Annotated in this window: 21 protein-coding genes; 14 read left to right on the top strand and 7 right to left on the bottom strand. The window is 66.9% G+C overall.

Annotated elements, in window-relative coordinates; translation table 11 throughout:
- Window position 1 precedes the first annotated feature (1 nt).
- The 7 genes from AC3EDY_RS13685 (at window position 2) to AC3EDY_RS13655 (ending at window position 5,087) form a co-directional block, all read left to right on the top strand.
- Window positions 2-244 carry a hypothetical protein gene (locus AC3EDY_RS13685; RefSeq protein ID WP_488573057.1) on the top strand — a complete coding sequence of 81 codons (243 nt, stop codon included), beginning with the start codon at window positions 2-4 and terminating at the stop codon, window positions 242-244.
- Between the two features lie 350 nt (window positions 245-594).
- Entirely contained in the window at window positions 595-1,908 is a 1,314-nt protein-coding gene (gene purB, locus AC3EDY_RS13680; RefSeq protein WP_488573056.1) for an adenylosuccinate lyase, read from the top strand.
- A gap of 86 nt (window positions 1,909-1,994) precedes the next feature.
- A complete protein-coding gene (locus AC3EDY_RS13675; protein ID WP_488573055.1) occupies window positions 1,995-2,336 on the top strand; it encodes a lipopolysaccharide assembly protein LapA domain-containing protein in 342 nt (113 codons plus the stop codon).
- Entirely contained in the window at window positions 2,333-3,016 is a 684-nt protein-coding gene (gene pyrF, locus AC3EDY_RS13670) for an orotidine-5'-phosphate decarboxylase (RefSeq protein WP_488573054.1), read from the top strand. Before AC3EDY_RS13675 ends, pyrF begins: the two co-directional genes overlap by 4 nt.
- A gap of 3 nt (window positions 3,017-3,019) precedes the next feature.
- Window positions 3,020-3,538 (top strand): GNAT family N-acetyltransferase, encoded by a 519-nt coding sequence (locus tag AC3EDY_RS13665; protein WP_488573053.1) that lies wholly within the window; start codon window positions 3,020-3,022, stop codon window positions 3,536-3,538.
- Between the two features lie 119 nt (window positions 3,539-3,657).
- Entirely contained in the window at window positions 3,658-4,419 is a 762-nt protein-coding gene (locus tag AC3EDY_RS13660; RefSeq protein ID WP_488573052.1) for an SIMPL domain-containing protein, read from the top strand.
- Between the two features lie 23 nt (window positions 4,420-4,442).
- Entirely contained in the window at window positions 4,443-5,087 is a 645-nt protein-coding gene (locus tag AC3EDY_RS13655; protein ID WP_488573051.1) for a phosphoribosylanthranilate isomerase, read from the top strand.
- Between the two features lie 83 nt (window positions 5,088-5,170).
- On the opposite strand, the gene AC3EDY_RS13650 is transcribed toward AC3EDY_RS13655, so the two are convergent.
- Entirely contained in the window at window positions 5,171-5,632 is a 462-nt protein-coding gene (locus tag AC3EDY_RS13650) for an outer membrane protein (protein ID WP_488573050.1), read from the bottom strand.
- Between the two features lie 435 nt (window positions 5,633-6,067).
- Between AC3EDY_RS13650 and trpB the strand changes: the two genes are divergently transcribed.
- The 4 genes from trpB to AC3EDY_RS13630 all read left to right on the top strand — a co-directional run bounded on the left by trpB (window position 6,068) and on the right by AC3EDY_RS13630 (window position 10,529).
- Window positions 6,068-7,285 (top strand): tryptophan synthase subunit beta, encoded by a 1,218-nt coding sequence (gene trpB / locus AC3EDY_RS13645; RefSeq protein WP_488573049.1) that lies wholly within the window; start codon window positions 6,068-6,070, stop codon window positions 7,283-7,285.
- A gap of 216 nt (window positions 7,286-7,501) precedes the next feature.
- Window positions 7,502-8,302 (top strand): tryptophan synthase subunit alpha, encoded by an 801-nt coding sequence (trpA, locus tag AC3EDY_RS13640; RefSeq protein ID WP_488573048.1) that lies wholly within the window; start codon window positions 7,502-7,504, stop codon window positions 8,300-8,302.
- Entirely contained in the window at window positions 8,299-9,147 is an 849-nt protein-coding gene (gene accD, locus AC3EDY_RS13635; protein ID WP_488573047.1) for an acetyl-CoA carboxylase, carboxyltransferase subunit beta, read from the top strand. The genes trpA and accD overlap by 4 nt, the downstream gene beginning before the upstream one ends.
- Before the next feature lie 44 nt (window positions 9,148-9,191).
- Window positions 9,192-10,529 (top strand): bifunctional folylpolyglutamate synthase/dihydrofolate synthase, encoded by a 1,338-nt coding sequence (locus AC3EDY_RS13630; RefSeq protein ID WP_488573046.1) that lies wholly within the window; start codon window positions 9,192-9,194, stop codon window positions 10,527-10,529.
- A 4-nt stretch (window positions 10,530-10,533) separates the two neighbouring features.
- On the opposite strand, the gene AC3EDY_RS13625 is transcribed toward AC3EDY_RS13630, so the two are convergent.
- On the bottom strand, window positions 10,534-11,871 hold the full coding sequence (locus AC3EDY_RS13625) for an AmpG family muropeptide MFS transporter (protein WP_488573045.1): 1,338 nt from the start codon (window positions 11,869-11,871) through the stop codon (window positions 10,534-10,536).
- 147 nt (window positions 11,872-12,018) lie between these two features.
- Here AC3EDY_RS13625 and AC3EDY_RS13620 point away from each other — a divergent pair, with 147 nt between their 5' ends.
- On the top strand, window positions 12,019-13,116 hold the full coding sequence (locus AC3EDY_RS13620) for a pseudouridine synthase (protein WP_488573044.1): 1,098 nt from the start codon (window positions 12,019-12,021) through the stop codon (window positions 13,114-13,116).
- A 4-nt stretch (window positions 13,117-13,120) separates the two neighbouring features.
- Window positions 13,121-13,672, top strand: a complete 552-nt coding sequence (gene rsmD / locus AC3EDY_RS13615) for a 16S rRNA (guanine(966)-N(2))-methyltransferase RsmD (RefSeq protein WP_488573043.1) — start codon at window positions 13,121-13,123, stop codon at window positions 13,670-13,672.
- 11 nt (window positions 13,673-13,683) lie between these two features.
- Here rsmD and AC3EDY_RS13610 read toward each other — a convergent pair whose 3' ends face one another.
- On the bottom strand, window positions 13,684-14,958 hold the full coding sequence (locus AC3EDY_RS13610; protein WP_488573042.1) for an MFS transporter: 1,275 nt from the start codon (window positions 14,956-14,958) through the stop codon (window positions 13,684-13,686).
- A gap of 217 nt (window positions 14,959-15,175) precedes the next feature.
- Window positions 15,176-15,850, bottom strand: coding sequence for a hypothetical protein (locus tag AC3EDY_RS13605; protein WP_488573041.1), 675 nt, complete (start codon window positions 15,848-15,850; stop codon window positions 15,176-15,178).
- Window positions 15,851-16,131: 281 nt separating this feature from the next.
- Between AC3EDY_RS13605 and AC3EDY_RS13600 the strand changes: the two genes are divergently transcribed.
- On the top strand, window positions 16,132-18,423 hold the full coding sequence (locus tag AC3EDY_RS13600; protein WP_488573040.1) for an ATP-dependent helicase: 2,292 nt from the start codon (window positions 16,132-16,134) through the stop codon (window positions 18,421-18,423).
- Between the two features lie 66 nt (window positions 18,424-18,489).
- Here the strand turns inward: AC3EDY_RS13600 and AC3EDY_RS13595 are convergent, their stop codons facing one another.
- The 3 genes from AC3EDY_RS13595 to AC3EDY_RS13585 all read right to left on the bottom strand — a co-directional run bounded on the left by AC3EDY_RS13595 (window position 18,490) and on the right by AC3EDY_RS13585 (window position 22,424).
- The gene (locus tag AC3EDY_RS13595) at window positions 18,490-20,112 is read right to left on the bottom strand and encodes an alkaline phosphatase D family protein (protein ID WP_488573039.1); all 1,623 of its coding nucleotides are present in this window, start codon (window positions 20,110-20,112) and stop codon (window positions 18,490-18,492) included.
- A 115-nt stretch (window positions 20,113-20,227) separates the two neighbouring features.
- On the bottom strand, window positions 20,228-21,610 hold the full coding sequence (locus AC3EDY_RS13590) for a DEAD/DEAH box helicase (RefSeq protein WP_488573038.1): 1,383 nt from the start codon (window positions 21,608-21,610) through the stop codon (window positions 20,228-20,230).
- 169 nt (window positions 21,611-21,779) lie between these two features.
- Entirely contained in the window at window positions 21,780-22,424 is a 645-nt protein-coding gene (locus AC3EDY_RS13585; protein ID WP_488573037.1) for a hypothetical protein, read from the bottom strand.
- Between the last annotated feature and the right edge of the window lie 62 nt (window positions 22,425-22,486).

The following is a 22,486-nucleotide window of genomic DNA, read 5'->3' as shown; positions in this document are numbered from 1 at the left end:
TGTGCTGATCGAGGTAGAACCGCTGTGCCTCGTCCGTTGGCGCGCGAAGAGCAATCACAGCGTCGCGCACTTGCTGGAGCCGGAACAGCCGGGATCGGGCGGAATAAGCCTGCTCCGCGTCCAGCGAGCGGACCTCAGCGCCTTGGCCCAGCGACGGGCGAAAAAGGCGCTGGAGGAGGCGCGCCGGGCGGAGGCGGCGCGGGCAGAAGCCTTGGCGAAGCAGGCGGTGGCGGAATTACGGTGACAGGTGCGTAAACCCCCAATATCCTTCGGCTTTGGCCCCGCTTCGTCCCAGCGCATCTGCATCGCGGGGGCACGGCGATGATGTGCACATGATTGGGCATCAGGCAGAGTAACTCTGGGGACAGTATACTTAACTCTGCGGGAGTTTCGAGGACAGCATACTTAACTCTGCGCATCGTGAGCTTTCCGCTTCGGGCCGCGTTTTGCCGGGGTGAGACGTCGGCCGCGGGCGGCTTGCTGGGCTGCGATCCGGTCCTCGGGGCCGGGCAGGCGGCCAGGCCCTTGCGTTACCGGCCGCCCGCCCCTAGCGGGCTGGGCAAGCCTGCCTATCCGCCAAACCGGAGTACGAACATGGTCCCCCGTTATGCCCGCCCCGCGATGACCGCGATCTGGGAGCCCGAAGCGCGCTATCGCATCTGGTTCGAGATCGAGGCGCACGCCACGCAGAAGCTGGGCGAACTGGGCGTGGTGCCCGAAAGCGGGGCCAGGGCATTGTGGGACTGGTGGGCCACAAGTCCTGCCATCGACGTGGCCGCGATCGACGCGATCGAGGCGGTGACCAAGCACGACGTGATCGCTTTCCTCGATTGGGTGGCACAGCAGGTCGGCCCGGAAGCGCGCTTCATGCATCAGGGCATGACCAGTTCCGACGTGCTCGATACCACGCTGGCGGTCCAGCTGGCCCGCGCTGCCGACATTCTGCTCGACGATCTCGATGCGCTGCTCGCCGCGATCAAGCGCCGCGCGCTCGAACACAAGTATACGCCCACGATAGGCCGCAGCCACGGCATCCATGCCGAACCGACCACGTTCGGCAAGAAGCTGGCCGAAGCCTATGCCGAATTCGCCCGCTGCCGTGCCCGCCTGGTCAATGCCCGCGCCGAGATCGCCACGTGTGCCATTTCCGGCGCGGTGGGCACGTTTGCCAACATCGATCCGGCGGTGGAGGAATATGTCGCCGAAAAGCTGGGCCTGGCGGTAGAGCCGGTTTCCACCCAGGTGATCCCGCGCGATCGCCATGCCATGTTCTTTGCCACGCTGGGCGTGATCGCCAGCTCGATCGAGCGCCTGGCCGTGGAAGTGCGCCATCTTCAGCGCACCGAAGTGCTCGAGGCGGAGGAATATTTTTCGCCCGGGCAAAAGGGTTCGTCGGCCATGCCGCACAAGCGCAACCCGGTGCTGACCGAGAATCTCACGGGCTTGGCGCGCATGGTGCGCTCGGCCGTCACCCCGGCGCTGGAAAACGTGGCGCTGTGGCACGAACGCGACATTTCGCATTCCTCGGTCGAACGCTTTATCGGGCCGGATACCACGATCACGCTCGATTTCGCGCTGGCGCGGCTGACTTCGGTGGTGGACAAGCTGGTGGTCTATCCCGAACGCATGCAGAAGAACCTCGATCGCATGGGCGGCCTGGTGCATTCCCAGCGCGTGCTGCTGGCCCTCACCCAGGCCGGCGTCACGCGCGACGAGGCCTATCGCCTGGTTCAGCGCAATGCGATGAAAGTGTGGGAATCCGATGGCCGGCTCTCGTTGCTCGAACTGCTCAAGGCCGATGCCGACGTCACCCGGGCGATGACCGCGCAGCAGATCGAGGACAAGTTCAACCTCGACTATCATTTCAAAGCGGTGGACACGATCTTTGCCCGCATTTTCGGGGAATAATGCAAGTGCTGGCGCTTGCCCTGCAATCTGCCTAAGCTTTGCCGGCCGCGCACCCGCGCGGCGGATGGAAGGATGGCGCGTCGCCCATGAAGCAGATCCGCATCGTCTTGTGGCTGGCCCTGGCGGCGGCTTTCGCGGCGTTCATCGCCATGAACGCGGAAACCGCGCGGGTCAATTTCTGGCCCTATGGCGCGGGGTATCTGCATTTCGACTGGCCGGTGGGCTTTCTCGCGCTGGTCTTTTTCCTGGCCGGCTTCGTCCCCCCCTGGGCGGCGGGGCGCCTGCGCCGCTGGCGTCTGAAACGGCGCATCGCCACGCTGGAATCGAGCCTGGTCAGCCAGGCTGTCAACCAGACAGGCAGCCAGACCGGCAGCTATTCTTCCGCCGATGCCGCCACGCCCGCAACCCAGCCGGATAACCAGCCGTGAGCAACCCGATCTTTCTTGCCGTCGACGTGCCCCGCCTCGATGCCGCCGTGGCCCTGGGGCAGAAAGTGAAAGACCATGTGGGCGGGTTGAAGCTGGGCCTCGAATTCTTCTGCGCCCACGGCCATCATGGCGTGCTGGAAATGGCCAGGATCGGCCTGCCGATCTTTCTCGACCTGAAACTGCACGATATTCCCAACACCGTGACGGCCGCCATGCAGGCGATCCATGTGCTGCAGCCGGCCATCGTCACGATCCATGCCGCCGGCGGCCGCGCGATGATGGAAGATGCCAAGGCCGCCGCCGGGGAGAACTGCAAAGTCGTGGGGGTCACGGTGCTGACCAGCCTTGACGATGCCGATCTCGCCCGCGCCGGCATCGGCGGATCGTCGCACGATCAGGTGCTGCGCCTGGCCGACCTGGCCCGGGAATCGGGCCTCGACGGGGTGGTATGCTCGGGCCACGAGGTGGGCGAGGTCCATCGCCGCTGGAAGAACGGCTATTTCGTGGTGCCCGGCCTGCGCCCTGCCCAGGGCAATGGTGCCGCGCTGGGAGACCAGAAACGGGCGGTGACCCCGCGTGCCGCCCGCGATGCCGGGGCCTCGTGCCTGGTCATCGGCCGCCCGATCAGCCGGGCGGAAGACCCGGTTGCCGCCGCCCGCGCGATCGAGGCAACGCTCTGATCCATGCCGGACCATGCCGCTGCGTTTCGTCTGGCGAGGCTTGACGATCTGCCCGCCCTGCGCCGCCTGGTGGAACGGGCCTATCGCGGCGATACGGCCCGCCAGGGCTGGACGCACGAAGCCGACCTGTTCGATGACGAGCGCACGTCCGATGCCGGCCTTGCCGCCAGCCTTGCCGATCCCGGCAAGCGCGTGATCGTGGCGCAAGGGCCCGATGGCGCGCTGATCGGCACGGTCACGCTGGCCGCGCTGCCGAACGGCAAAGCCTATCTCGGCATGCTCTGCGTCGATCCCGACGTGCAGGCCGCCGGCCTTGGCCGCGCCTTGCTGGCGCAGTGCGACAGCGAAGCGCGCACCGGCCTGGGCGCCCGCGCCATCGAGATGACCGTGATCGACCGGCGTGGCGAACTGATCGCCTGGTACGAACGCCGCGGCTATGTCCGCACGGGCGAGACGCGGCCTTTTCCGCTTTCCGATCGCAGCGATTTCGCCATGGTCGTGCTCGAACGCGCACTTTCCTGAACCTCGGCCCTGAACCTCGGCCCTGAACCTCGGCCCTGAATCTTGGGACGGCAAACGGTTCAGCACGCCGCAAGCTCGCTTCGCCCAAGTCGATCGCGTCACAAACGGAGATCGTCCCGATGAAGCGCCTGATCCTTGCCGCCAGCCTTTCCGCCCTGCCGCTTGCCGGGCTGGCCGTTCCCGCCGCTGCCCAGGCGGTGCAGACGGCCCCGGTGGTCAGCCCTGGCAACACCGTGCTCAGCGTGGAAGCGCAGGGCCGCAGCACGCGCGTGCCCGATCTGGCCCTGTTCACTGCCGGTGTCACCAGCCAGGGCCGCACGGCAAGCGAAGCTCTCGCGGCCAACGCGGCGGCGATGAACGCCACGATGGCGGCACTCAAGGCCAGCGGAGTCGCCGTACGCGACATGCAGACCAGCAATCTGTCGGTCAGCCCGGTTTATGGCCAGCAGAAGCGCCAGCCCGATGGCAATGCCGAAGGCGATCCGGTGATCGTGGGCTATCGCGCCACCAACCAGGTACAGGTCAGGCAGCGCGATCTTGCCCGTTATGGCCAGGTGATCGATACCCTGGTCAAGGCCGGTGCCAACGAAGTCAGCGGCCCCAGCTTCCAGCTCGACAAGCCGGACGCCGCGATGGACGAAGCCCGGGTCGAAGCGATCGGCAAAGCCCGCGCCCGTGCCGAGCTCTATGCCCGTGCCGCCGGCCTCAAAGTCCGGCGTATCCTGACGATCAGCGAAGCCGGCGGCTGGGCGCCCCAGCCCCAGGTGCTTTATGCCCGGGCGGACAAGATGATGATGGCCTCTGCACCCAGCCCGGTGGCGGCGGGGGAAATGGACGTGACCGCCAATGTGATGGTCACGTTCGAGCTTGCGCCGCAATAAGCAAAGCGCCACATGAGCCGATCATGCCAGCCCCGGCCATCAAGATCTGCGGAATTAATTCCGCTGCCGCGCTCGACGCCGCGCTTGCCGCGCGCGCCGAGTTCGCGGGGCTGGTGTTCTTCCCCCCCTCCCCGCGCCATCTGACGCTGCGCGATGCCGCCGCGCTGGGCGCCCGCAATGCCGGGCGCAGCCGCCTGGTCGGCCTGTTCGTCGATGCCGACGATGCCGTGATCGCCGATGCAGTCGCGGCCGCCCGGCTCGATGTGCTGCAGCTTCACGGCCGGGAAACGCCGGAGCGCACGGCTGCGCTGCGCGCGCGGTTCGGCCTGCCGGTGTGGAAAGCGCTGTCGATCGCCGCCTCGGCCGACGTGACCGCAGCATCGCGCTATCAGGGTGCGGCCGATCTGCTGCTGTTCGATGCCAAGGCGCCCAAGGGCGCGGCCACGCCCGGCGGGCTGGGGCTGGTGTTCGACTGGTCCCTGATCGCGGCCTATCGCGGCGCGGCGCCCTGGGGCCTGGCCGGCGGGCTGGGCCCCGATAACGTGGCCGATGCGGTGCGCCGGACAGGTGCCATGCTGGTCGACGTCTCGTCGGGCGTGGAAAGCGCGCCGGGCATCAAGGATGCCGGCCTGATCAAGGCCTTTTGCCAGGCAGCACGCGCGGCCTGATCGCGCGCCGGGAATGTCGGCCACGAATATCGGCGGCGGATACAGGCAGGCGACGCTTGCGCGCCGCCCGCCCGATGAACCGGTCAGAACTTCAGGCCGACACCGGCCGTTACCGCGTCGCGGTTTCCGAAACTGCCGTCGGCGATATAATGCCGATATTCCACCTTGCCGTAGAACTTGTTCAGGAACGACTTCTGCAGGCCGGCACCCACGTTCCATGATCCACCGCAATCGCTGCAGGGCTCGGTCGCATAGCCGCCCACGGCATAGAGCTTGGTTCCGGCAAGATTGGCACCCAGGCGGCCCGCCACGCCAACCGACACACGCTTGGTAACGCCGCTCAGCACCTTGTCGGCCGAAACTTCGGCGCCGCCGAAGGCCGCCGGGCCAAGATCATAATCATAGCCGACCGCGACACCCGCCGTCGCATCGGTGACGTCGCGGTTCCACAGCACGCCGCTGTGGGCTTCGACGCGGACCTCGTTGGCCATGGCCGGTACGGCTCCAGCCAGACTGCCGGCCAGGGCGAGAAGAACGAGACGCATAACAAACCTCCTTGCATTCGGGCCGCCGTTTATTGTGGCGGTCGCTGGGCAACTAGGCTTCAATGCAGTCATCAACAAGTAGCAGTTGTCATATTTCTGACTCTAACACTGTAAGCATTGCATTTTTGCCACAGTTTCTGACAATATAGAAAGCATTGTTGGAATATGAACAAATAGAAAGCCTTACTGATTACAGTAAAAATCAAAAATAAAAGGCGGCCTCATAGCGAGACCGCCTTCACGACGTTGCAGCGCCCCCTCTAATCCCTCCACATTACGCCAGGATGAACGCACCGCTGCGCAATTTAAGGAAATATGCTTCGTCCGAAATGCAGGGGACTCGTCACGCCGGTCAGCGGCTGCCCCCCCGCCCGGCCCGTCCGCGCCGGACCACGAATCTGGACAAGCGCCCTGCCCTCTGCCAAGCGCACGGGCATGACCGTCCAGACACCCAACAGCTTCCGCAACCAGCCCGACGAGCGTGGCCATTTCGGCCAGTTCGGCGGCCGTTACGTTGCCGAAACGCTGATGCCGCTGATCCTCGATCTTGAAACCGAATATCGCAAGGCCAAGGCCGACGCGGGCTTCCAGGCCGAGTTCGACGACCTGCTCGAACATTATGTCGGCCGGCCCAGTCCGCTCTATTTCGCGCCGCGGCTCACCGAGGCACTCGGCGGCGCGCAAGTCTGGTTCAAGCGCGACGAACTCAATCACACCGGCGCGCACAAGATCAACAACTGCATCGGCCAGATCCTGCTGGCGCTGCGCATGGGCAAGACCCGGATCATCGCCGAAACCGGAGCGGGCCAGCACGGCGTGGCAACCGCCACGGTCTGCGCGCGCTTTGGCCTGCCTTGCGTGGTCTACATGGGCGCGACCGACGTGGCCCGCCAGCAGCCCAACGTGTTCCGCATGAAGCTGCTGGGCGCGCAGGTGGTACCGGTAACGGCGGGCGCCGGAACGCTCAAGGACGCGATGAACGAGGCGCTGCGCGACTGGGTGGCGAACGTGCACGACACGTTCTACATCATCGGCACGGCCGCCGGCCCGCATCCCTATCCCGAGCTGGTGCGCGATTTCCAGAGCGTGATCGGCCGCGAGGCGCGCGCGCAGATGCTCAGCCGCACGGGCCGCCTGCCTGATATTCTGGTCGCCGCAATCGGTGGCGGGTCCAACGCCATCGGCCTGTTCCACCCGTTCCTGGACGATCCCTCGGTCAAGATGCTGGGCGTCGAAGCGGCCGGCCACGGCCTTGACAGGGAACATGCCGCCTCGCTCGCCGGCGGGCGCCCCGGCGTGCTGCACGGCAACAAGACCTATCTGCTGCAGGACGAGGACGGCCAGATCACCGAAGGCCATTCGATCAGCGCTGGGCTCGATTATCCCGGCATCGGCCCCGAGCATGCCTGGCTGCGCGACATCGGCCGCGTCGATTATACCGCAGTGACCGATAATGAAGCGCTCGACGCCTTCCAGCTGCTGTGCCGCACCGAAGGCATCATTCCCGCGCTCGAGCCCAGCCATGCCATCGCCGCCGTCAGGAAGCTGGCGCCGACGATGGGCCAGGACCAGATCATCCTCGCCAACCTGTGCGGCCGCGGCGACAAGGATATCTTTTCGGTTGCTCAGCACCTGGGGGTCGAGCTGTCCTGAGCGATTTTTCCCACTGCCGCCGCCACCCCGGGCCTGAGCCAGGGTGACGATGCCGGGAAGCGGCTCTTTGCATCCCGGCGCAAATCACGTAGTGCGCTCCACCGGTTCGGGCATGATGGCGATTATGGAAGGTGTTTTGAAAATGCTCTTGCAGGCGTTGGCAGACACGCGGACAGCTTCTCTCCCAACCCTGTTCGCGAACGGGAAGAAGGCCTGATGACCCGCCTGCAATCCGCCTTTGCCAAAGGCCACGCCGCGCTGGTCTGCTTCGTCACCGCCGGCGATCCCGCGCCGCAGGCGACGCCTGCCATTCTCGACGCGCTGGTCGAAGGCGGGGCCGATGTGATCGAGCTGGGCATGCCCTTCACCGATCCCATGGCCGATGGCCCGGCGATCCAGGCCGCCAACCTGCGCGCGCTGGCGGCTGGCACGAAAACAGCCGACGTTCTCGCCATTGCTCGCGATTTCCGCGCCCGCCACCCCGATGTGCCACTGGTGCTGATGGGCTATGCCAACCCGATGATCACCCGCGGGGCGGAATGGTTCGCCGATGCCTGCGCCGATGCCGGCGTGGACGGGGTGATCTGCGTCGACATTCCCAGCGAGGAAGACCCCGAGCTTGGCCCGGCGCTGCGCGCCCGCGGCATCGCGCCGATCCGCCTGGCAACGCCCACGACCGATGCCGCGCGCCTGCCCGCCGTGCTCGATGGTTCGGCCGGGTTCCTCTATTATGTTTCAGTGGCCGGGATCACCGGCAAGCAATCGGCCGCGCTTGCCTCGATCGAGGCGGCCGTGGCGCGGATCAAGCAGACGGCGACGATTCCCGTCGCCGTGGGCTTTGGCGTGCGCACGCCCGAACAGGCCGGCGGCATTGCCGCGGTTGCCGACGGCGTCGTCGTAGGCTCGGCGCTGGTCGATCTGGTTGCGCAACATGGCGCCGAGGCCGCCGGCCCGGTACGCGATCTGGTGGCCGCCCTGCGCACGGCGGTGCATGCGGCGCGAAAGGAATTGGCATGAGCTGGATCAACCGCGTTCGCAACGCGCTGCCTTTCACCCCCAAGCGGGACACGCCCGACAACCTCTGGATCAAATGCCCCTCGTGCAGCGAGATGCTCTTCACCAGGGAATATGAAGACAACCAGTCGGTCTGTCCGCGTTGCGATCACCATGGCCGCATCGGCGCCGATACGCGCCTGGCGCAACTGATGGACCCGGGCTTTGTCCTGCTGCCCGCGCCCAAGGTCAAGGAAGACCCTCTCAAGTTCCGCGACACCAAGAAGTATACCGACCGGATCAAGGCGGCGCGCGCCGCCAACCCGCATCCCGATGCGCTGACCAACGCGGTCGGCCGCATCGAAGGCAAGAAAGCCGTGGTCGGCGTGCAGGAATTCGCATTCATGGGCGGATCGATGGGCATGGCCGTGGGCAATGCCTTCATCGCCGGCACCGAACGCGCGATCCGTGAGAAATGCCCCTATGTCGCCGTCACCGCCGCGGGCGGCGCGCGCATGCAGGAAGGCATTCTCTCGCTCATGCAGATGCCCCGCTCCACCGTGGCGATCAGCCGCCTCCATGCGGCCGGCCTGCCCTACATCGTGGTCTTGACCGATCCGACCACCGGCGGCGTCACGGCCAGCTATGCCATGCTCGGCGATATCCAGATTGCCGAACCGGGGGCGCTGATCGGCTTTGCGGGCCAGCGCGTGATCCAGGACACGATCCGCGAAAAGCTGCCCGAAGGCTTTCAACGCGCGGAATATCTGCACGCCCACGGCATGATCGACATGGTCGTGCACCGCCACAACCTGCGCGCCACTCTGGCCGAAACGATCGACTATCTCATGGCGGCACGGGCGGCCTGAAGCCGGAACGGCAGCCGGCGGGGCCGGGGTGAGAGAGGGTTCTCGTGAAGGATTTCGCGATATCCGAAGACCGGGCGGTACAGGCCCAGCTCGATCGGCTGGCCGCGCTGTCGCTGCCGCAGGGGCGCCTGGGCCTCGACACGGTACGTGCTCTCTGCGCGCGGCTGGGGAATCCGCAGGACCGCCTGCCCCCGGTGTTCCACGTCGCCGGTACCAACGGCAAGGGCTCCACCTGCACCTATCTGCGCTTCATGCTCGAAGCGCAGGGCCTGCGCGTCCACACCGCCACCAAGCCACACCTGGTGCGCTATAATGAACGCATCCGCCTGGCCGGGCAACTGATCGACGATGCCATGCTGGCCGCGCTGCTCAAGGAAACGCTCGACGCGGCGGAGCCCGATCTGGCGCCCAGCTTTTTCGAAGTCACGACCGCGGCCTTGTTGCTGGCCTTCGCCCGGGTGCCAGCCGATGCCTGCGTGATCGAAACCGGCCTGGGGGGGCGGCTCGATGCCACCAATATCCTGCCGACGGCCGCCTGTTCGGGCCTCGCCACGCTGGGCCTAGATCACGAAGCGTTCCTGCTTGCGCCCGATCCGGCACTGCCGCCCGGCGCATACGACGACCCCCTGGCACGGATCGCTTTCGAAAAGGCGAGCATCGCCAAGCCCGGCGTGCCGCTGGTGACGCTGGCCTATGCCGGCCAGGCGGGGCAGACCGTGGCCGATACCGCCGCATCGCACGGCGCGCCGGTGCTGGCGCGCGGCCAGGCCTGGGACGCCAGTGTCGATGATGCCAGTGTCGATGGCGCAATCCGCTATCGCGATGTGTGCGGCGAACTGACCCTGCCCCTGCCGGCGCTGGCCGGTGCCCACCAGGCGGAAAACGCCGCGCTCGCCGTGGCCATGCTGCGCCATCAGCATGCCCTGTCGGTAAGCGCCGAGGCCATGGCCGCCGGCATCCGGGCCGCGCGCTGGCCGGCGCGGCTGCAAAAGCTGGCCGATGGGCCGCTGACGGTTCTGGCCGGCGGGCGCACGGTCTGGCTCGATGGCGGGCACAATCCCGATGCCGGGGTCGCCATCGCCCGGCACCTCGCCACGCAGCCGCCGGTGCATGTCGTCATCGGCATGCTGGCCAGCAAGAACCCCGGCGCGATCCTTGCCCCTCTGGGAGATCACGCACTGTCGATCTCGGTCGTGCCGGCACCGGGCCACGACGCGCACCGCCCGGAAGACTTTGCCGCGCACACCAACCTGCCCGTGCGCAGCTTCGCCGATGTCCAGGCCGCGCTCGCTTCTTTGCCGCCCGGCGGGGACGTGCTGATCGTCGGCTCGCTCTATCTCGCGGGCGACGTCTTGCGGCGGAATGGCGAAATGCCGGGTTGAGTGGTCAGGTCAAAAACCTGTCCTCCGGCGCTTCTTCGCCCGCCGTGCCGCCCGCCGTGCCGATCGCCGCATCGACCAGCCCGCTGCGGCTCATCCACCAGAACAGGACGATGCCGGGCACCGCCAGCACCGTCGTGAGGAGATAGAAATTCACATAGCCCATGCTCTCGATGAACGCGCCGGCGGTGGTGCCGGTGACGAAGCGGCCGACAATGCTCGCGGCGGCTGAAATCAGCGCATATTGCGCAGCGGTATAGCGCAAGTCGCACAGCGCGGAAAAATACGCGATGACGACAACGCCGCCATAGCCCGAAGTGGTGTTTTCAAAGCCGATCGCGCTGGCCAGGCCCAGGTTGGAATGGCCCGCCGCCGCCAGCGCCGCGAACGACAGGTTGGAAACGCCCATCAGCACCAGCGCAAGCAGGACGGAATGCTTGAGCCCCATCCGGGCATAGGCCACGCCGCCCAGGAACACGCCGATGAGATAGGCCCAGAAACCGACGCCGACGTCCCAGATCGCGATTTCGTCATTGGTGAACCGCAAGTCTTCGAAGAGCAGGCGGAACGTGAGATTGGCCAGCGTATCGCCCACCTTGTGGACAAGAATGAACAACAGGACCAGCCAAGCGCCGTTGCGCCTGAAAAACTCGCCAAACGGGCCGACCAGCGATGCCACGACCTCGCTCACCCCCTTGCGCGCCGCCGGTTCGCGGTGCCGTTCGGGCTCGCCCAGGATCAGTGCGGTCAGCATGGCCGGAAGCGCAAACAGCGCACAGGCCAGGTAGGCCGCGCTCCAGCCGAATCGGGCCGCCATCAGCAGGGCCAGTGCGCCGGCACCGGCGGAGCCGATGCGCCAGCCGTACTGGCTCATGCCCGATCCCGTGCCCAGCTGGTAAGGCTTGAGCGTCTCGATGCGATAGGCATCGATCACGATATCGAACGTCGCCCCGGCCACGCCCACCAGAATCGCGGCCAGGACCGTGGCGCCAAGGTCTGCCGCCGGATCGACCAGCGCAAGATTGGTGACCGCCGCGATCACCAGCGATCCCGTCAGCAGCATCCACGAGACGCGTTGACCCAGCCTGCCCAGCAGCGGCAAATGCACGCCATCGACCAGCCACGCCCAGAAAACCTTGAGATTGTAGACCAGAAAGGCAAGCGTGAAGGCCGTCACCGTCTTCTTGTCGATCCCGTCCTGCGCCAACCGGGTGACCAGGGTTGCCCCGATCATCGAGTAGGGAAAGCCTGATGACAGGCCAAGGAAGAACGCCGCCAGCGACTCCCGCTCCAGATAAGGTCGCACCGAAACCCACAGATTGCGTTGCGCGGGCGCCATGGTCATCGGTGCTGATGCTCCCTCTTCGTCGCTGGCAGACCGGCGCGATCCCATATCCGCAGCCGTCTCGCGCCACGAGAAACCAAGCGAGACCCCGGGTCAAGCCCGGGGTGACGGTTGTGGTGGACGGGCCGATCGTCTATTGCCCCGGCGATGACACTTCCCCCCAAAGGCAGGAGCGGCCGCCCGGGACGGCCCGCCGCTTCCGACAAGACCGCGCGCACGCCCCCTTCCGATGGCAAGCGGCCCCCGCGCGGGGGAAGCAAGCCCCAGCCGGCCCTGAGCGACGGCAAGATCAAGGGCAAGATCGAAGGCAAGCTTCACCCCAAACCGGCTGCCAAGCGCGGCGATGAGCGCCCCAGCGGCGCGGCCCAGGCCCGCTCGCTCAGCCGGCCGCAGGGCGACCGTCCGTTCAAGATCGCCAATCGCACGCCCCGGCCCGGCGCGAAACCGGCAACGGCCGTGCCCGCTCAGCCGCGCGAGGAGGGCCGCGAAGGCGAACGCATCGCCAAGCTGCTGGCCCGCGCCGGCGTGGCCTCGCGCCGCGAGGTGGAGCGCCTGATCGCCGAAGGCCGCGTGCGGCTGAACGATCAACCGGTCACCACGCCTGCGACGATTCTCAAGAATCTCAAAGGTGTGAGCGTTGACGGCAAACCGGTCGAGGCCGCGGCCCCGACGCGGGTGTTCCGCTTCCACAAGCCTGCCGGCCTGATTACCGCGGAACGCGATCCGGCGGGGCGACCGACGATCTACAATGCGCTGCGCAACGCCCTGCCCCCCGGGACGCCCCGGGTCATGCCGGTAGGGCGGCTCGACCTCAATACCGAAGGCCTGCTGCTGCTGACCAACGACGGCGAGTTGAAGCGCGCGCTGGAACTGCCCGCCATGGGCATCGCCCGCACCTATCGCGCCCGCACTTTTGGCGACATCTCCCAGGCGCGGCTGGAAGAGCTGATCGAAGGGATCGAGATCGACGGCGTGCGCTATGGCCAGATCGACGCCAACATGGAGCGGCGCACCGGCCGCAACCAGTGGATCGAAATGACTCTCACCGAAGGCAAGAACCGCGAAGTGCGCCGGGTGCTCGAACATCTCGGCCTGCAGGTCTCGCGCCTGCTGCGCACCGCCTATGGCCCGTTCGAGCTGGCCGACCTGCCGCGCGGCGGGGCCGAGGAAGTGCCGCAGATCCTGGTCGAGCGCTTTCGCAAGACCCTGAAAATCGGGTCTGCCCCGCTCAAGACGGAAAATTGAACGGATGCGTATCATTTCCGGGCAATGGCGCGGCCGCAAGCTGAATGCGCCCGCCGGCGAGACGACCCGCCCAACTTCTGACCGCACGCGCGAAACGCTGTTTTCGATGCTGACCAGCCGGCTGGGCAGTTTCGACGGGCTCAAAGTGGCCGATCTGTTTGCCGGATCGGGCGCGCTGGGGCTGGAAGCCCTGTCGCGCGGGGCGGCGCATTGCCTGTTCGTCGAGCAGGATGCCGCCGCAGTGCGCGCGATCCGGGCCAACCTGGCCGCGTTCCGGGCACAGGCGCAGGCCGACGTGCGCGCCGCTTCGGTGCTATCGCTGGGGCCGGTCAGGGAACCGCTGGACCTGATCCTGCTCGATCCGCCCTATGGCACCGGCGCGGGCGCGGTGGCGGTGGACAAGCTGGTGCGGCTGGGCTGGATCGGCGCGGGCACGTGGGTCAGCCTTGAAACCCATGCCGACGAAGTGCCGCAGATCAAGGCCTGCGAGGTGGAGAGCGAACGCAAGGTGGGCAAGGCGCGGCTGACTCTGCTGCGCCTCAAAACCAGGGGCTGACACCAGGCGCGTCAGCGCGGGGCCGGCCTGGGCGCCAGGATCACCCCTGCCAGTGTGACGGCCCCGGCTACCGTCAGGAACAGGCCGACGCTGGCCGTTCCGCCGCGCAAGGCCAGCGCCTGCGCGGCAAAGGGCGCCAACGCCCCGCCGATGATCCCGCCCGCGTTGAACGCGATGGAAATGCCGGTATAGCGCACGGGCACGGCATAGAGCGTGGGCAGCCACGCGCCGAGCGGGCCATAGACCAGCCCCATCACGAACAGGGCGAGCGCCAGGGTGGCAAAGACCACCGGCAGATAGCCCGACCCCAGGCCCAGCCCGAAGACCAGGCCGACCAGCGCCGTCAGTGCGGCGCCCACGCGCAGGACGGCGGCCGCGCCCCGTTTGTCGGCCCACCAGCCGGCGAAGGCGATCCCCGCGGCGAGGAAGACATTGGCCCCCAGTTGCACGGCCAGGAATTCCTGCTTGGCATAGCCCAGTCTGGTGGTGGCGAACGACAGGGCAAACGTGGTGGCAAGGTAGAAGATGGCAAAGCAGGCCACCACGCCGGCAATGCCTGCCGCGACGGCGCCGGGGTGATCGACCAGCAGGCGCCCGACCGGCACCCTTGGCGGCGGCGCCGCCTCGAGCGCGCGGGCGAAGGCGGCGGTTTCCCCGATCTTCAGGCGCACCCACAGGCCCAGCCCCACCAGAAGCGCGCTGGCAAGGAAAGGCACGCGCCAACCCCAGCTGGCAAAGGCCGCTTCGGGCAGGGCAATTCCCAGAATCAGAAACAGCCCGTTTGCAAACAGGAAACCCAACGGCGCGCCCAGCTGCGGTGCCGCGCCGAAACGCGCTTCCCATCCAGGCGGTGCGTTCTCGACCGCCAGCAGCGATGCGCCGCCCCATTCCCCACCCAGGCCAAGGCCCTGGCCAAAGCGGAGCAGGCACAGCAGCGCGGGCGCCCAGGCACCGGCCATCGCATAAGTCGGCAGGAAAGCGATCAGCAGCGTCGATCCACCCATCAGCATGAGGCTGGCCACCAAAGTGGATTTGCGCCCGACCCGGTCTCCGAAATGGCCAAAGGCGATTGCCCCCACGGGCCGCGCCACGAACGCCAGGCCAAAGGTCATGAACGAGAGCAGGACCTGCGCTTCGGGCGCTTGCGCCGGAAAGAACAGCGGCCCGATCACCAGCGCCGCGGCAGTCGCATAGATGTAGAAATCGTAGAATTCCACCGCCGTGCCCACGAGGCTGGCGACAAGGACGCGCGCGTGCTGGCGAACGGGGTGCATGGCAAAGGTCATCACCCCAGCGACGTTCCCGCCGCGCCGGCGCTTGTCAAGAAGACTGTCACCCCCTGCACACTGGTGGCTGCACACTGGTGGCCGCATTCTGGTGGTTGCATTCTGGCGGCAAGAAGGGCGCTGGCGAAAAAAGGGGTGCCGGTCTGCCCGGCACCCCTTCCCGTTGCGCGTTTCCCGTGCGCAGGGAAACGGCGTTGCGACCCTTGGGGCTTAACGGTCAGACCCCGCCACGGTTGCGGCAGTTGTCGGTAACCGTGCGCGAACACACCGGATACTTCTTGGGCGTGGCCGCATTGCCGCTGTCGTTGGTGGCATACTGGCCCGCCCCGCTGGTCGCAGCGGTAGCCGAGGCGCTGTCGTTCATGCCCGCGGATTGCTGGTCCATGCCCGACTGGGGCGCGGGTGCAGCCGCATCGTTGGCGGCCATGCTGCCCGCCGCGCCAGCGTTGGCGCCAGTCCCGGCGCCCGCGCTTGCGCTCGCGTCAGTGCCGGCGGCGGCCGGTGCCGGCGGGGTGCTGCCGGCGGCCGAGGCCGTCGCACGGCCCTGGACCTGGGCAACGATCGACGGCCAGATCTGCGCGCGCTGATCGGGCGTCATCGCATAGACCTGCCCGCGCTGGGTGTCGTTCATTGCCCACCAGCCCTTCTGCTGATCGACGTCGAGCGACCAGAAGTATTCCTGCTGGGCCGAAGGCCAGGCATCATACTTGGCCTTGAGATCGGCCGGCCAGGCATCGTACTGGCTCTTTTGTTCGGTAGTCATCGTGAATGGGCCGGACGGCGCCGTTGCGGTTGCCGCACCTGCTGCCGCGGGGGGCGTGGCGGCTGTCGACTGGGCATGAAGCGCGGCCGGTACGGACGCGGCGGCCAGCGCAAGAACGCTGATGGACATGATCTTTCGCATGGAATTTTCTCCTGTTCCCAAGATCAGAATTTGCTTTGGTTACGCCCAACGCCCCGATTTCGTTCCATGTGATCGGCCAGATGTGACCCGCTGTCGGCCAGCCGAACGAGCTGCCCCGTTTGTGGGACAAGCCGTTGATTTCCTGCTGTATGCAAGATGAATGACCGCGCCCGGGCAGGAACCCCGGCGGGCAACGTCGCCGGTCGGCGGGGGGAAATCCCGCCTTGCGTGCCCGCGCAAGGTTCCCTACTTGTTCCAGAGTGACGAGCATGCCCCCTCCTTCCGCTGCCGCGCCGCCCGAGCCGGCATGGCTTTCCGGGTTGAACCCGCCCCAGCGCGAAGCGGTGCAGACCACCGATGGCCCGGTGCTGATGCTGGCCGGGGCAGGCACGGGCAAAACAGCCGCCCTGACGGCGCGCCTGGCCCATCTGTTGCGCCAGCGCCTGGCCTGGCCGTCGCAGATCCTGTGCGTGACCTTCACCAACAAGGCCGCCCGCGAAATGCGCGAGCGCGTCGGCCATCTGATCGGCCCGGCGGTGGAAGGCATGCCGTGGCTGGGCACGTTCCATGCGATCGCGGCCAGGATGCTGCGCCGCCATGCCGAGCTGGTCGGGCTGACCGGTGCCTTTACCATTATCGATACCGACGATCAGTTGCGCGTGCTGAAACAACTGATCCAGGCTGAAGGCATCGATGACAAGCGCTGGCCGGCCAAGCAGCTCGCCGGGCTGATCGACCGCTGGAAGAATCGCGGGCTCGGCCCCGACGCGCTCGACGCCAGCGAGAACGAAGCCTATGCCAACGGGCGGGGCGCGCATTTCTATCGCCTCTACCAGGATCGCCTGCGCACACTGAACGCCTGTGATTTCGGCGATCTTCTGCTGCACATGCTGACGATTTTCCGCCAGCACCGTGATGTGCTGGAAGCATGGCAGGACCGCTTCCGCTATATCATGGTCGACGAATACCAGGATACCAACGCGGTGCAGTATCTGTGGCTGCGGCTGCTGGCCCAGGTGCGCCGGAACATCTGCGTGGTGGGTGACGATGATCAGTCAATCTATTCCTGGCGCGGGGCGGAAGTGGCCAACATCCTGCGTTTTGAAAAGGATTTTCCCGGCGCGAAAGTGATCCGGCTCGAACAGAACTACCGCTCCACGCCGCATATCCTGGGGGCGGCATCGGGCCTGATCGCCGAAAATGCCGAGCGGCTGGGCAAGCAGCTGTGGACCGAGCGCAACGGCGGCGACAAGCTGCGGGTAATCGGCGTGTGGGACGCGCCCGAGGAAGCCCGCCGCGTGGGCGAAGAGATCGAACGGCTCGAGCGCGAAGGTTGCCGGCTGAACCAGGTGGCAATACTCGTGCGGGCGCAGTTCCAGACCCGCGAATTCGAAGACCGCTTCATCCAGATCGGCCTGGCCTACCGCATCGTCGGCGGCTTCCGCTTTTACGAGCGCGCGGAAATCCGCGATGCCCTGGCCTATCTGCGCCTGGTGGGCCAGCCGTCGGACGATCTGGCCTTCGAACGCATTTACAACACGCCCAAGCGCGGCCTGGGCGACAAGACGCTGGAAAAGCTGTTTCGCTTTGCCCGCGCCGCCCAGGTGCCCCTGCTGCGCGCGGCTTACGAAATCGCCGATACCGACGAACTGCCAGCCCGGGCGCGCAACACCCTGCTGGCGCTGGTGCGCGATTTTCTGCGCTGGCGCGATCAGGTTGCCACGCTGTCTCCGGCCGAACTGGCGCGTACCATCCTTGACGAAAGCGGCTATACCGCCGCGCTCCAGGCGGAAAGGACGGCCGAGGCCAGCGGCCGCCTGGAAAATCTGTCGGAACTCGTCCGCGCGATGGAAGAATATGAAACGCTGGGCGATTTCCTGGAACATGTCAGCCTGGTGATGGACAACGAAGCCGCCGCGAGCGACGAGAAGGTCACGATCATGACCATCCACGCGGCCAAGGGACTGGAATTCGACCAGGTGTTCCTGCCCGGCTGGGAGGAAGGCGTGTTCCCCTCGCAACGCGCGCTGGATGAAGGCGGGCTGGCAAGCCTGGAGGAAGAGCGCCGCCTGGCCTATGTGGCGATCACCCGGGCGCGGCGGCGTTGCACCATTCTGCACGCCGCCAACCGCCGCATCTATGGCCAGTGGACCAGCGCGATCCCCTCGCGCTTCATTGCCGAACTGCCGGTCGAGCACATCGAGCAGGAAACCACGCTGTCGGGCGGCGCTTCGATGTGGCGCGCCAGCTGGAGCGAGGTGAGCGATCCCTTTGCCGAAGTGGCCCGCGCCAACCCGGTGAAAGCCAGCGCGCGCGGCCCCGGCTGGCAGCGCGCGGCGGCCCAGCTCTATGACCCCAAACCGCGCCGGATTGCCGAAAACACCCGCAGTGCGGCCAGTTTTGCCGGCACCCCGCGCGGCGATCTGGCCGTGGGCGCGCGGGTGTTTCACGACAAGTTCGGTTACGGCGTCGTGGCCCGCCAGGAAGGCAACAAGCTGGAAATTCATTTCGATACGGCCGGCGAGAAGCGCGTGATCGACAGTTTCGTCAGGCCCGCCTGAACCCGTCCCGCCCTGATCTGGTGCCGCCATGGCAATGCCCGGCGGCACCGGCGCGGATCAGGCGGATCAGGTGTCGAGCGCGCGGCGGCCCAGCCGCACCGTGGCGCGATGGCCGACACGCGCCGCCGTGCTGCGCTGGGCGATGGTATCGAGCATGACCCACGCGTTGCTCACGGCCTGGGCGCTGACCGTCAGCGCCATGTAGCCCCGCCGCGCGGTGTCGCACCAGGCAAGCTCGGGATTGCCCGACACCAGCCCCGCTGCCAGCGTCTGCGGCGCCACCGCCACGTCGTGCTCGAAGCCGGGCGAGGTGACCGACTGGCCGGCGAATTCCACCGCTGCCGCCTTGCCGTCCTGGCGCAGGTTATAGGCCCAGGCATTGTGGCTGTCGCCCGAGATGACCACGGTATTGCCGCCCATCGCCTGGGCATTGCGCAGGAAGCGGGCGCGCGCGGCGGGATAGCCGCCCCAGCTGTCATAGTTGAACGGCAGGCCCGCCTGAGCGGCAAGGATCCCGGTTTCCACAAACCGCGTCGCTTCCGCCGAGCCGCCGCGCACCCAATCGCGCGCGCTGGCGGGCATCGCCGTTTCGCCCATGATCGTGCCGAAGCCCACGATCTGCCAGGGCCGCCCGCTCCTGACGGAGGCCTGCATGGCGCCCGCCAGCCAGGCTTCCTGCTCGCTGCCCAGCATCGTGGCGGCGGGATCCTGCCAGGCGCCGTCATGAAAGGCCTTGAGCGCGGCCAGCGGATCGGCCGCCTTGAACAGCGGGCTCACGTCGGGCTGGCGGGTGCGGCCAAGCAGGCGGGTTTCAGTGCGGAAAAGCGTGGCAAGGCCACCGATGTCATAGGCTTTCCAGGGCGCTTCGCTCACCGGCATCCATTCGCGGTAGACCTGCATCGCGGCCTCCTTGCGCGCGCCCCAATCGCCTTCGGCAGCCGGATCATGGTGCTCTGCCCCGCCGGCCCAGCTGTCGTTGGCGCTTTCGTGATCGTCCCACTGCGCGATCATCGGATAGCGGGCATGCAGCGCCTGAAGATCGGGATCGGCGCGATAGCTGGCATAGCGCAGGCGGTAATCGGCAACGTGCACGGTATTGGCATTGGGCAGCATGACGCGCCCGGCCAGGGTATCCTTGGGCTCCGGATAGAGACCCGGTGCATATTCATAGAAATAGTCGCCCAGGTGAATGGTGCAGTCGAACGCATCGGCCTGGACCGCATGGGCATAGGCGTTGAACCAGCCGAAGCCCAGGTTGGAGCAGGAAAACACCGCCGCGCGCCACGGCTGCTGCCCGTCGGCCGGCAGGGTGCGCGTGCGGCCGACCGGCGATCTTGTGCCATCGGGCGCGATGAAACGATAGAAATAGGTGCGTGCCGGGGCAAGGCCGGTGGCGACGATCTTGACCGTGTGATCCCGCCAGGGGCCGGTCTGCATCGCGCCGCCGGCAATGGGATGCACGAAGTCTGCGCTTTCCGAAAGTTCCACCGCCACGTCGGCCAGGCCACCATCGGCCGGGACATAGCGCGTCCATAGCAGGATGTCGTGCGCACCCGGCTCGCCGCTCGCCACGCTATGCGTGAAACCCCGTGCGGCAAGCAGATCGGCCGCGCGGCCCCAATCGGGCAGGAGCAGCGCGCCGGTGCCGAGCATGGCGGTCTTGATGATCTGGCGGCGATGGAATTGCATGGCGGACATCCTGCAGAGAACGAACGCCGCCCGTGCGGCGCCCTGCCCTTCTCCCGCCATCATGAGATGACAGCTTGATGAACGCCGGATATTTTTCCCGCCCGGCTGCCGCCCTTTACAGCGCCGACACGTGCAGGAACGCGGGAACCGGACCGTTCCATTCGCCGGGCGCGGAAGGCGGCTCGGCCTGGTGATCGCGGCGACGGGCGGAATCACGCGGCGCCTGAACGCGGGCCGCGGGTTCAGGAGGGGCAGAGTCGATGAGCGGGTCGGCCGCCTCGTCTTTCCGGCGGCGCCCGGTTTTCCCGCCGGGGGCCTTTTCGGCCCTTGCCGGTCTTTCACGGGTCTTGCGCACCGGCCGTTCGGCCGGTTCTTCGGCCCCCGTATCCAGCGCCATGACCGGGATCGGGCTGCCGGTCAGCTTTTCGACGTTCTCGATCGCTTCGGCATCTTCCGGGCTGACCAGCGTGAACGCACGCCCGGTGGCGCCGCCCCGGCCCGTGCGGCCGATGCGGTGGACATAGTCGTCAGGATGCCAGGGCGTATCGAAGTTGAACACATGGCTTACGCCTTTGACGTCAAGCCCGCGCGCCGCGACATCGGACGCGACGAGAATGTTGATCGCGCCGTCCTTGAACTTCTGCAATTCGGCCAGCCGCGCCGGCTGATCCATGTCACCATGAATTTCCCCGGCGGCAAAGCCATGCTGTTTCAGGCTCTTGGCCAGCTCGCGCACAGTGGTCTTGCGATTGCAGAAGACGATCGCGGTGGAAACGTTGTCGGTCCGCAGCAGGTGGCGCAGCGTCTCGCGCTTGGCGCGGGCCGCCACTTTCACCTTGTGCTGGGCGATATTGATATTGGTGCTGGCCGGGCGCGCCACCTCGATCGACTTGGGATTGGTCAGAAAGCGATCGGCCAGCTTCTTGATCGGCGGCGGCATCGTTGCCGAAAACAACAGAGTCTGGCGCTGGGCCGGCAGCTTGGAGCAGATATGCTCGATATCGGGAATGAAACCCATGTCGAGCATGCGATCCGCCTCGTCGATGACCAGCAGTTCGCAGCCGGTGAGCAGGATCTTGCCCCGCTCGAACAGGTCCATCAGGCGGCCGGGCGTGGCGATCAGCACGTCGACGCCGTCCTGCAAGGCCTTGACCTGGTCTCCCATCTGCACCCCGCCGATCAGCAGCGCCATCTTGAGATCGTGGTTCTTGCCGTATTTCTCGAAATTCTCCGCCACCTGGGCGGCCAGTTCACGGGTCGGCTCGAGAATCAGCGAGCGCGGCATCAGGGCACGGCGCCGGCCGTGGGCCAGGATGTCGATCATCGGCAGCACGAAGCCGGCCGTCTTGCCCGTGCCGGTCTGGGCAATGCCGATGATGTCGCGCATCATCAGCACCGAAGGGATGGCCTGGGCCTGGATCGGAGTCGGCTCGTCATAGCCGGCGTCGATTACCGACCTTAGCAATTCATCAGAGAGGCCGAGATCGGCAAATTTCATGCAATGTTCCGAAAGCAGGGCGGCCACGCGTCCGGCAGCGCGGCGCCCTGTACGCGCCGCCGCCATCGGTCGCAGCCACCGGGCCGGGCCGGCCATGGCCCGTTAGTCAACAAGCGCCCGCTATGCCGAAACGCATCGGAAAGTCAAGGAAAGGCGCGGACGATCATCGCTAACGCTGCATTTCCTCGATGCGGGTGATTCCGCAAGTGGCGCCGGCGCGCGAATGGATCGTGTCGCGCCCGGCGCACAGCATGCCATCGCCGCTGCGTTCGGCATAAAAGCCGACGTAGAAATCACGGGCGCTGCACGATTTTTCCAGGCTGGCCAGAACCTGGCGGCGATCGCGCAGCAGCAGCACGATCTGCCCGTCAGACGCCGATGGCCCGATCGCGGCAATCCCGCCCAGCGCCACGCACGAACCGCTGCCGCGCCGGCCGCGCGAAAGCAGCGTGGGCTGGGCCATGGGCGGGGGCGGCGGCATGTCGCGCCCCACGCCGGGCGTGATGCGGATGATCAGGCGCTGTTCGATCCGCACCTGGCCCCACGGCTGTTCCGTTACAACGGCCCCGCCAGCATCCGCCCCGTCGCCCGGTCCGGGACTCAGTCCAGAGCTCAGGCCGGGCGCGGCAGCAGTGGTCGGACCGTTCGTTTCGTCGCGCAGCGCCTGCGGCAGGCTGGCCCCCGGCACGGCTTCCGCCACCGGCGCAAAAGGCACGGCAGCAGGCCCGAAGGCGGCGCTTGCAAGCGCCGCCATGGCCACGAGAGGATGGACCAGACCAGGCATCAGCAATTCGGCAACTGTAGAGTCCCTCATGTCCGTGGCCCGGCATCTCCCGGGATGCCCAGCCCGAACGGCTATCGGCGTTTTTCTCAAGC

The organism is Novosphingobium sp. DS6-6, assembly GCF_057784975.1.
Note: the sequence above shows the minus strand (reverse complement) of the source record. Positions and strands in the feature narration are given on the sequence as shown.

Coding starts and splice junctions, on each gene's coding strand:
- trpB (WP_488573049.1), top strand. CDS start 6,068: ATGACCGTCCAGACACCCAACAGCTTCCGCAACCAGCCCGACGAGCGT.
- trpA (WP_488573048.1), top strand. CDS start 7,502: ATGACCCGCCTGCAATCCGCCTTTGCCAAAGGCCACGCCGCGCTGGTC.
- AC3EDY_RS13590 (WP_488573038.1), bottom strand. CDS start 21,610: ATGAAATTTGCCGATCTCGGCCTCTCTGATGAATTGCTAAGGTCGGTA.
- AC3EDY_RS13595 (WP_488573039.1), bottom strand. CDS start 20,112: ATGCAATTCCATCGCCGCCAGATCATCAAGACCGCCATGCTCGGCACC.
- AC3EDY_RS13655 (WP_488573051.1), top strand. CDS start 4,443: ATGCCAGCCCCGGCCATCAAGATCTGCGGAATTAATTCCGCTGCCGCG.
- AC3EDY_RS13650 (WP_488573050.1), bottom strand. CDS start 5,632: ATGCGTCTCGTTCTTCTCGCCCTGGCCGGCAGTCTGGCTGGAGCCGTA.
- accD (WP_488573047.1), top strand. CDS start 8,299: ATGAGCTGGATCAACCGCGTTCGCAACGCGCTGCCTTTCACCCCCAAG.
- AC3EDY_RS13600 (WP_488573040.1), top strand. CDS start 16,132: ATGCCCCCTCCTTCCGCTGCCGCGCCGCCCGAGCCGGCATGGCTTTCC.
- purB (WP_488573056.1), top strand. CDS start 595: ATGGTCCCCCGTTATGCCCGCCCCGCGATGACCGCGATCTGGGAGCCC.
- AC3EDY_RS13675 (WP_488573055.1), top strand. CDS start 1,995: ATGAAGCAGATCCGCATCGTCTTGTGGCTGGCCCTGGCGGCGGCTTTC.
- AC3EDY_RS13605 (WP_488573041.1), bottom strand. CDS start 15,850: ATGTCCATCAGCGTTCTTGCGCTGGCCGCCGCGTCCGTACCGGCCGCG.
- AC3EDY_RS13625 (WP_488573045.1), bottom strand. CDS start 11,871: ATGACCATGGCGCCCGCGCAACGCAATCTGTGGGTTTCGGTGCGACCT.
- AC3EDY_RS13610 (WP_488573042.1), bottom strand. CDS start 14,958: ATGACCTTTGCCATGCACCCCGTTCGCCAGCACGCGCGCGTCCTTGTC.
- rsmD (WP_488573043.1), top strand. CDS start 13,121: ATGCGTATCATTTCCGGGCAATGGCGCGGCCGCAAGCTGAATGCGCCC.
- AC3EDY_RS13585 (WP_488573037.1), bottom strand. CDS start 22,424: ATGAGGGACTCTACAGTTGCCGAATTGCTGATGCCTGGTCTGGTCCAT.
- AC3EDY_RS13620 (WP_488573044.1), top strand. CDS start 12,019: ATGACACTTCCCCCCAAAGGCAGGAGCGGCCGCCCGGGACGGCCCGCC.
- AC3EDY_RS13660 (WP_488573052.1), top strand. CDS start 3,658: ATGAAGCGCCTGATCCTTGCCGCCAGCCTTTCCGCCCTGCCGCTTGCC.
- AC3EDY_RS13665 (WP_488573053.1), top strand. CDS start 3,020: ATGCCGGACCATGCCGCTGCGTTTCGTCTGGCGAGGCTTGACGATCTG.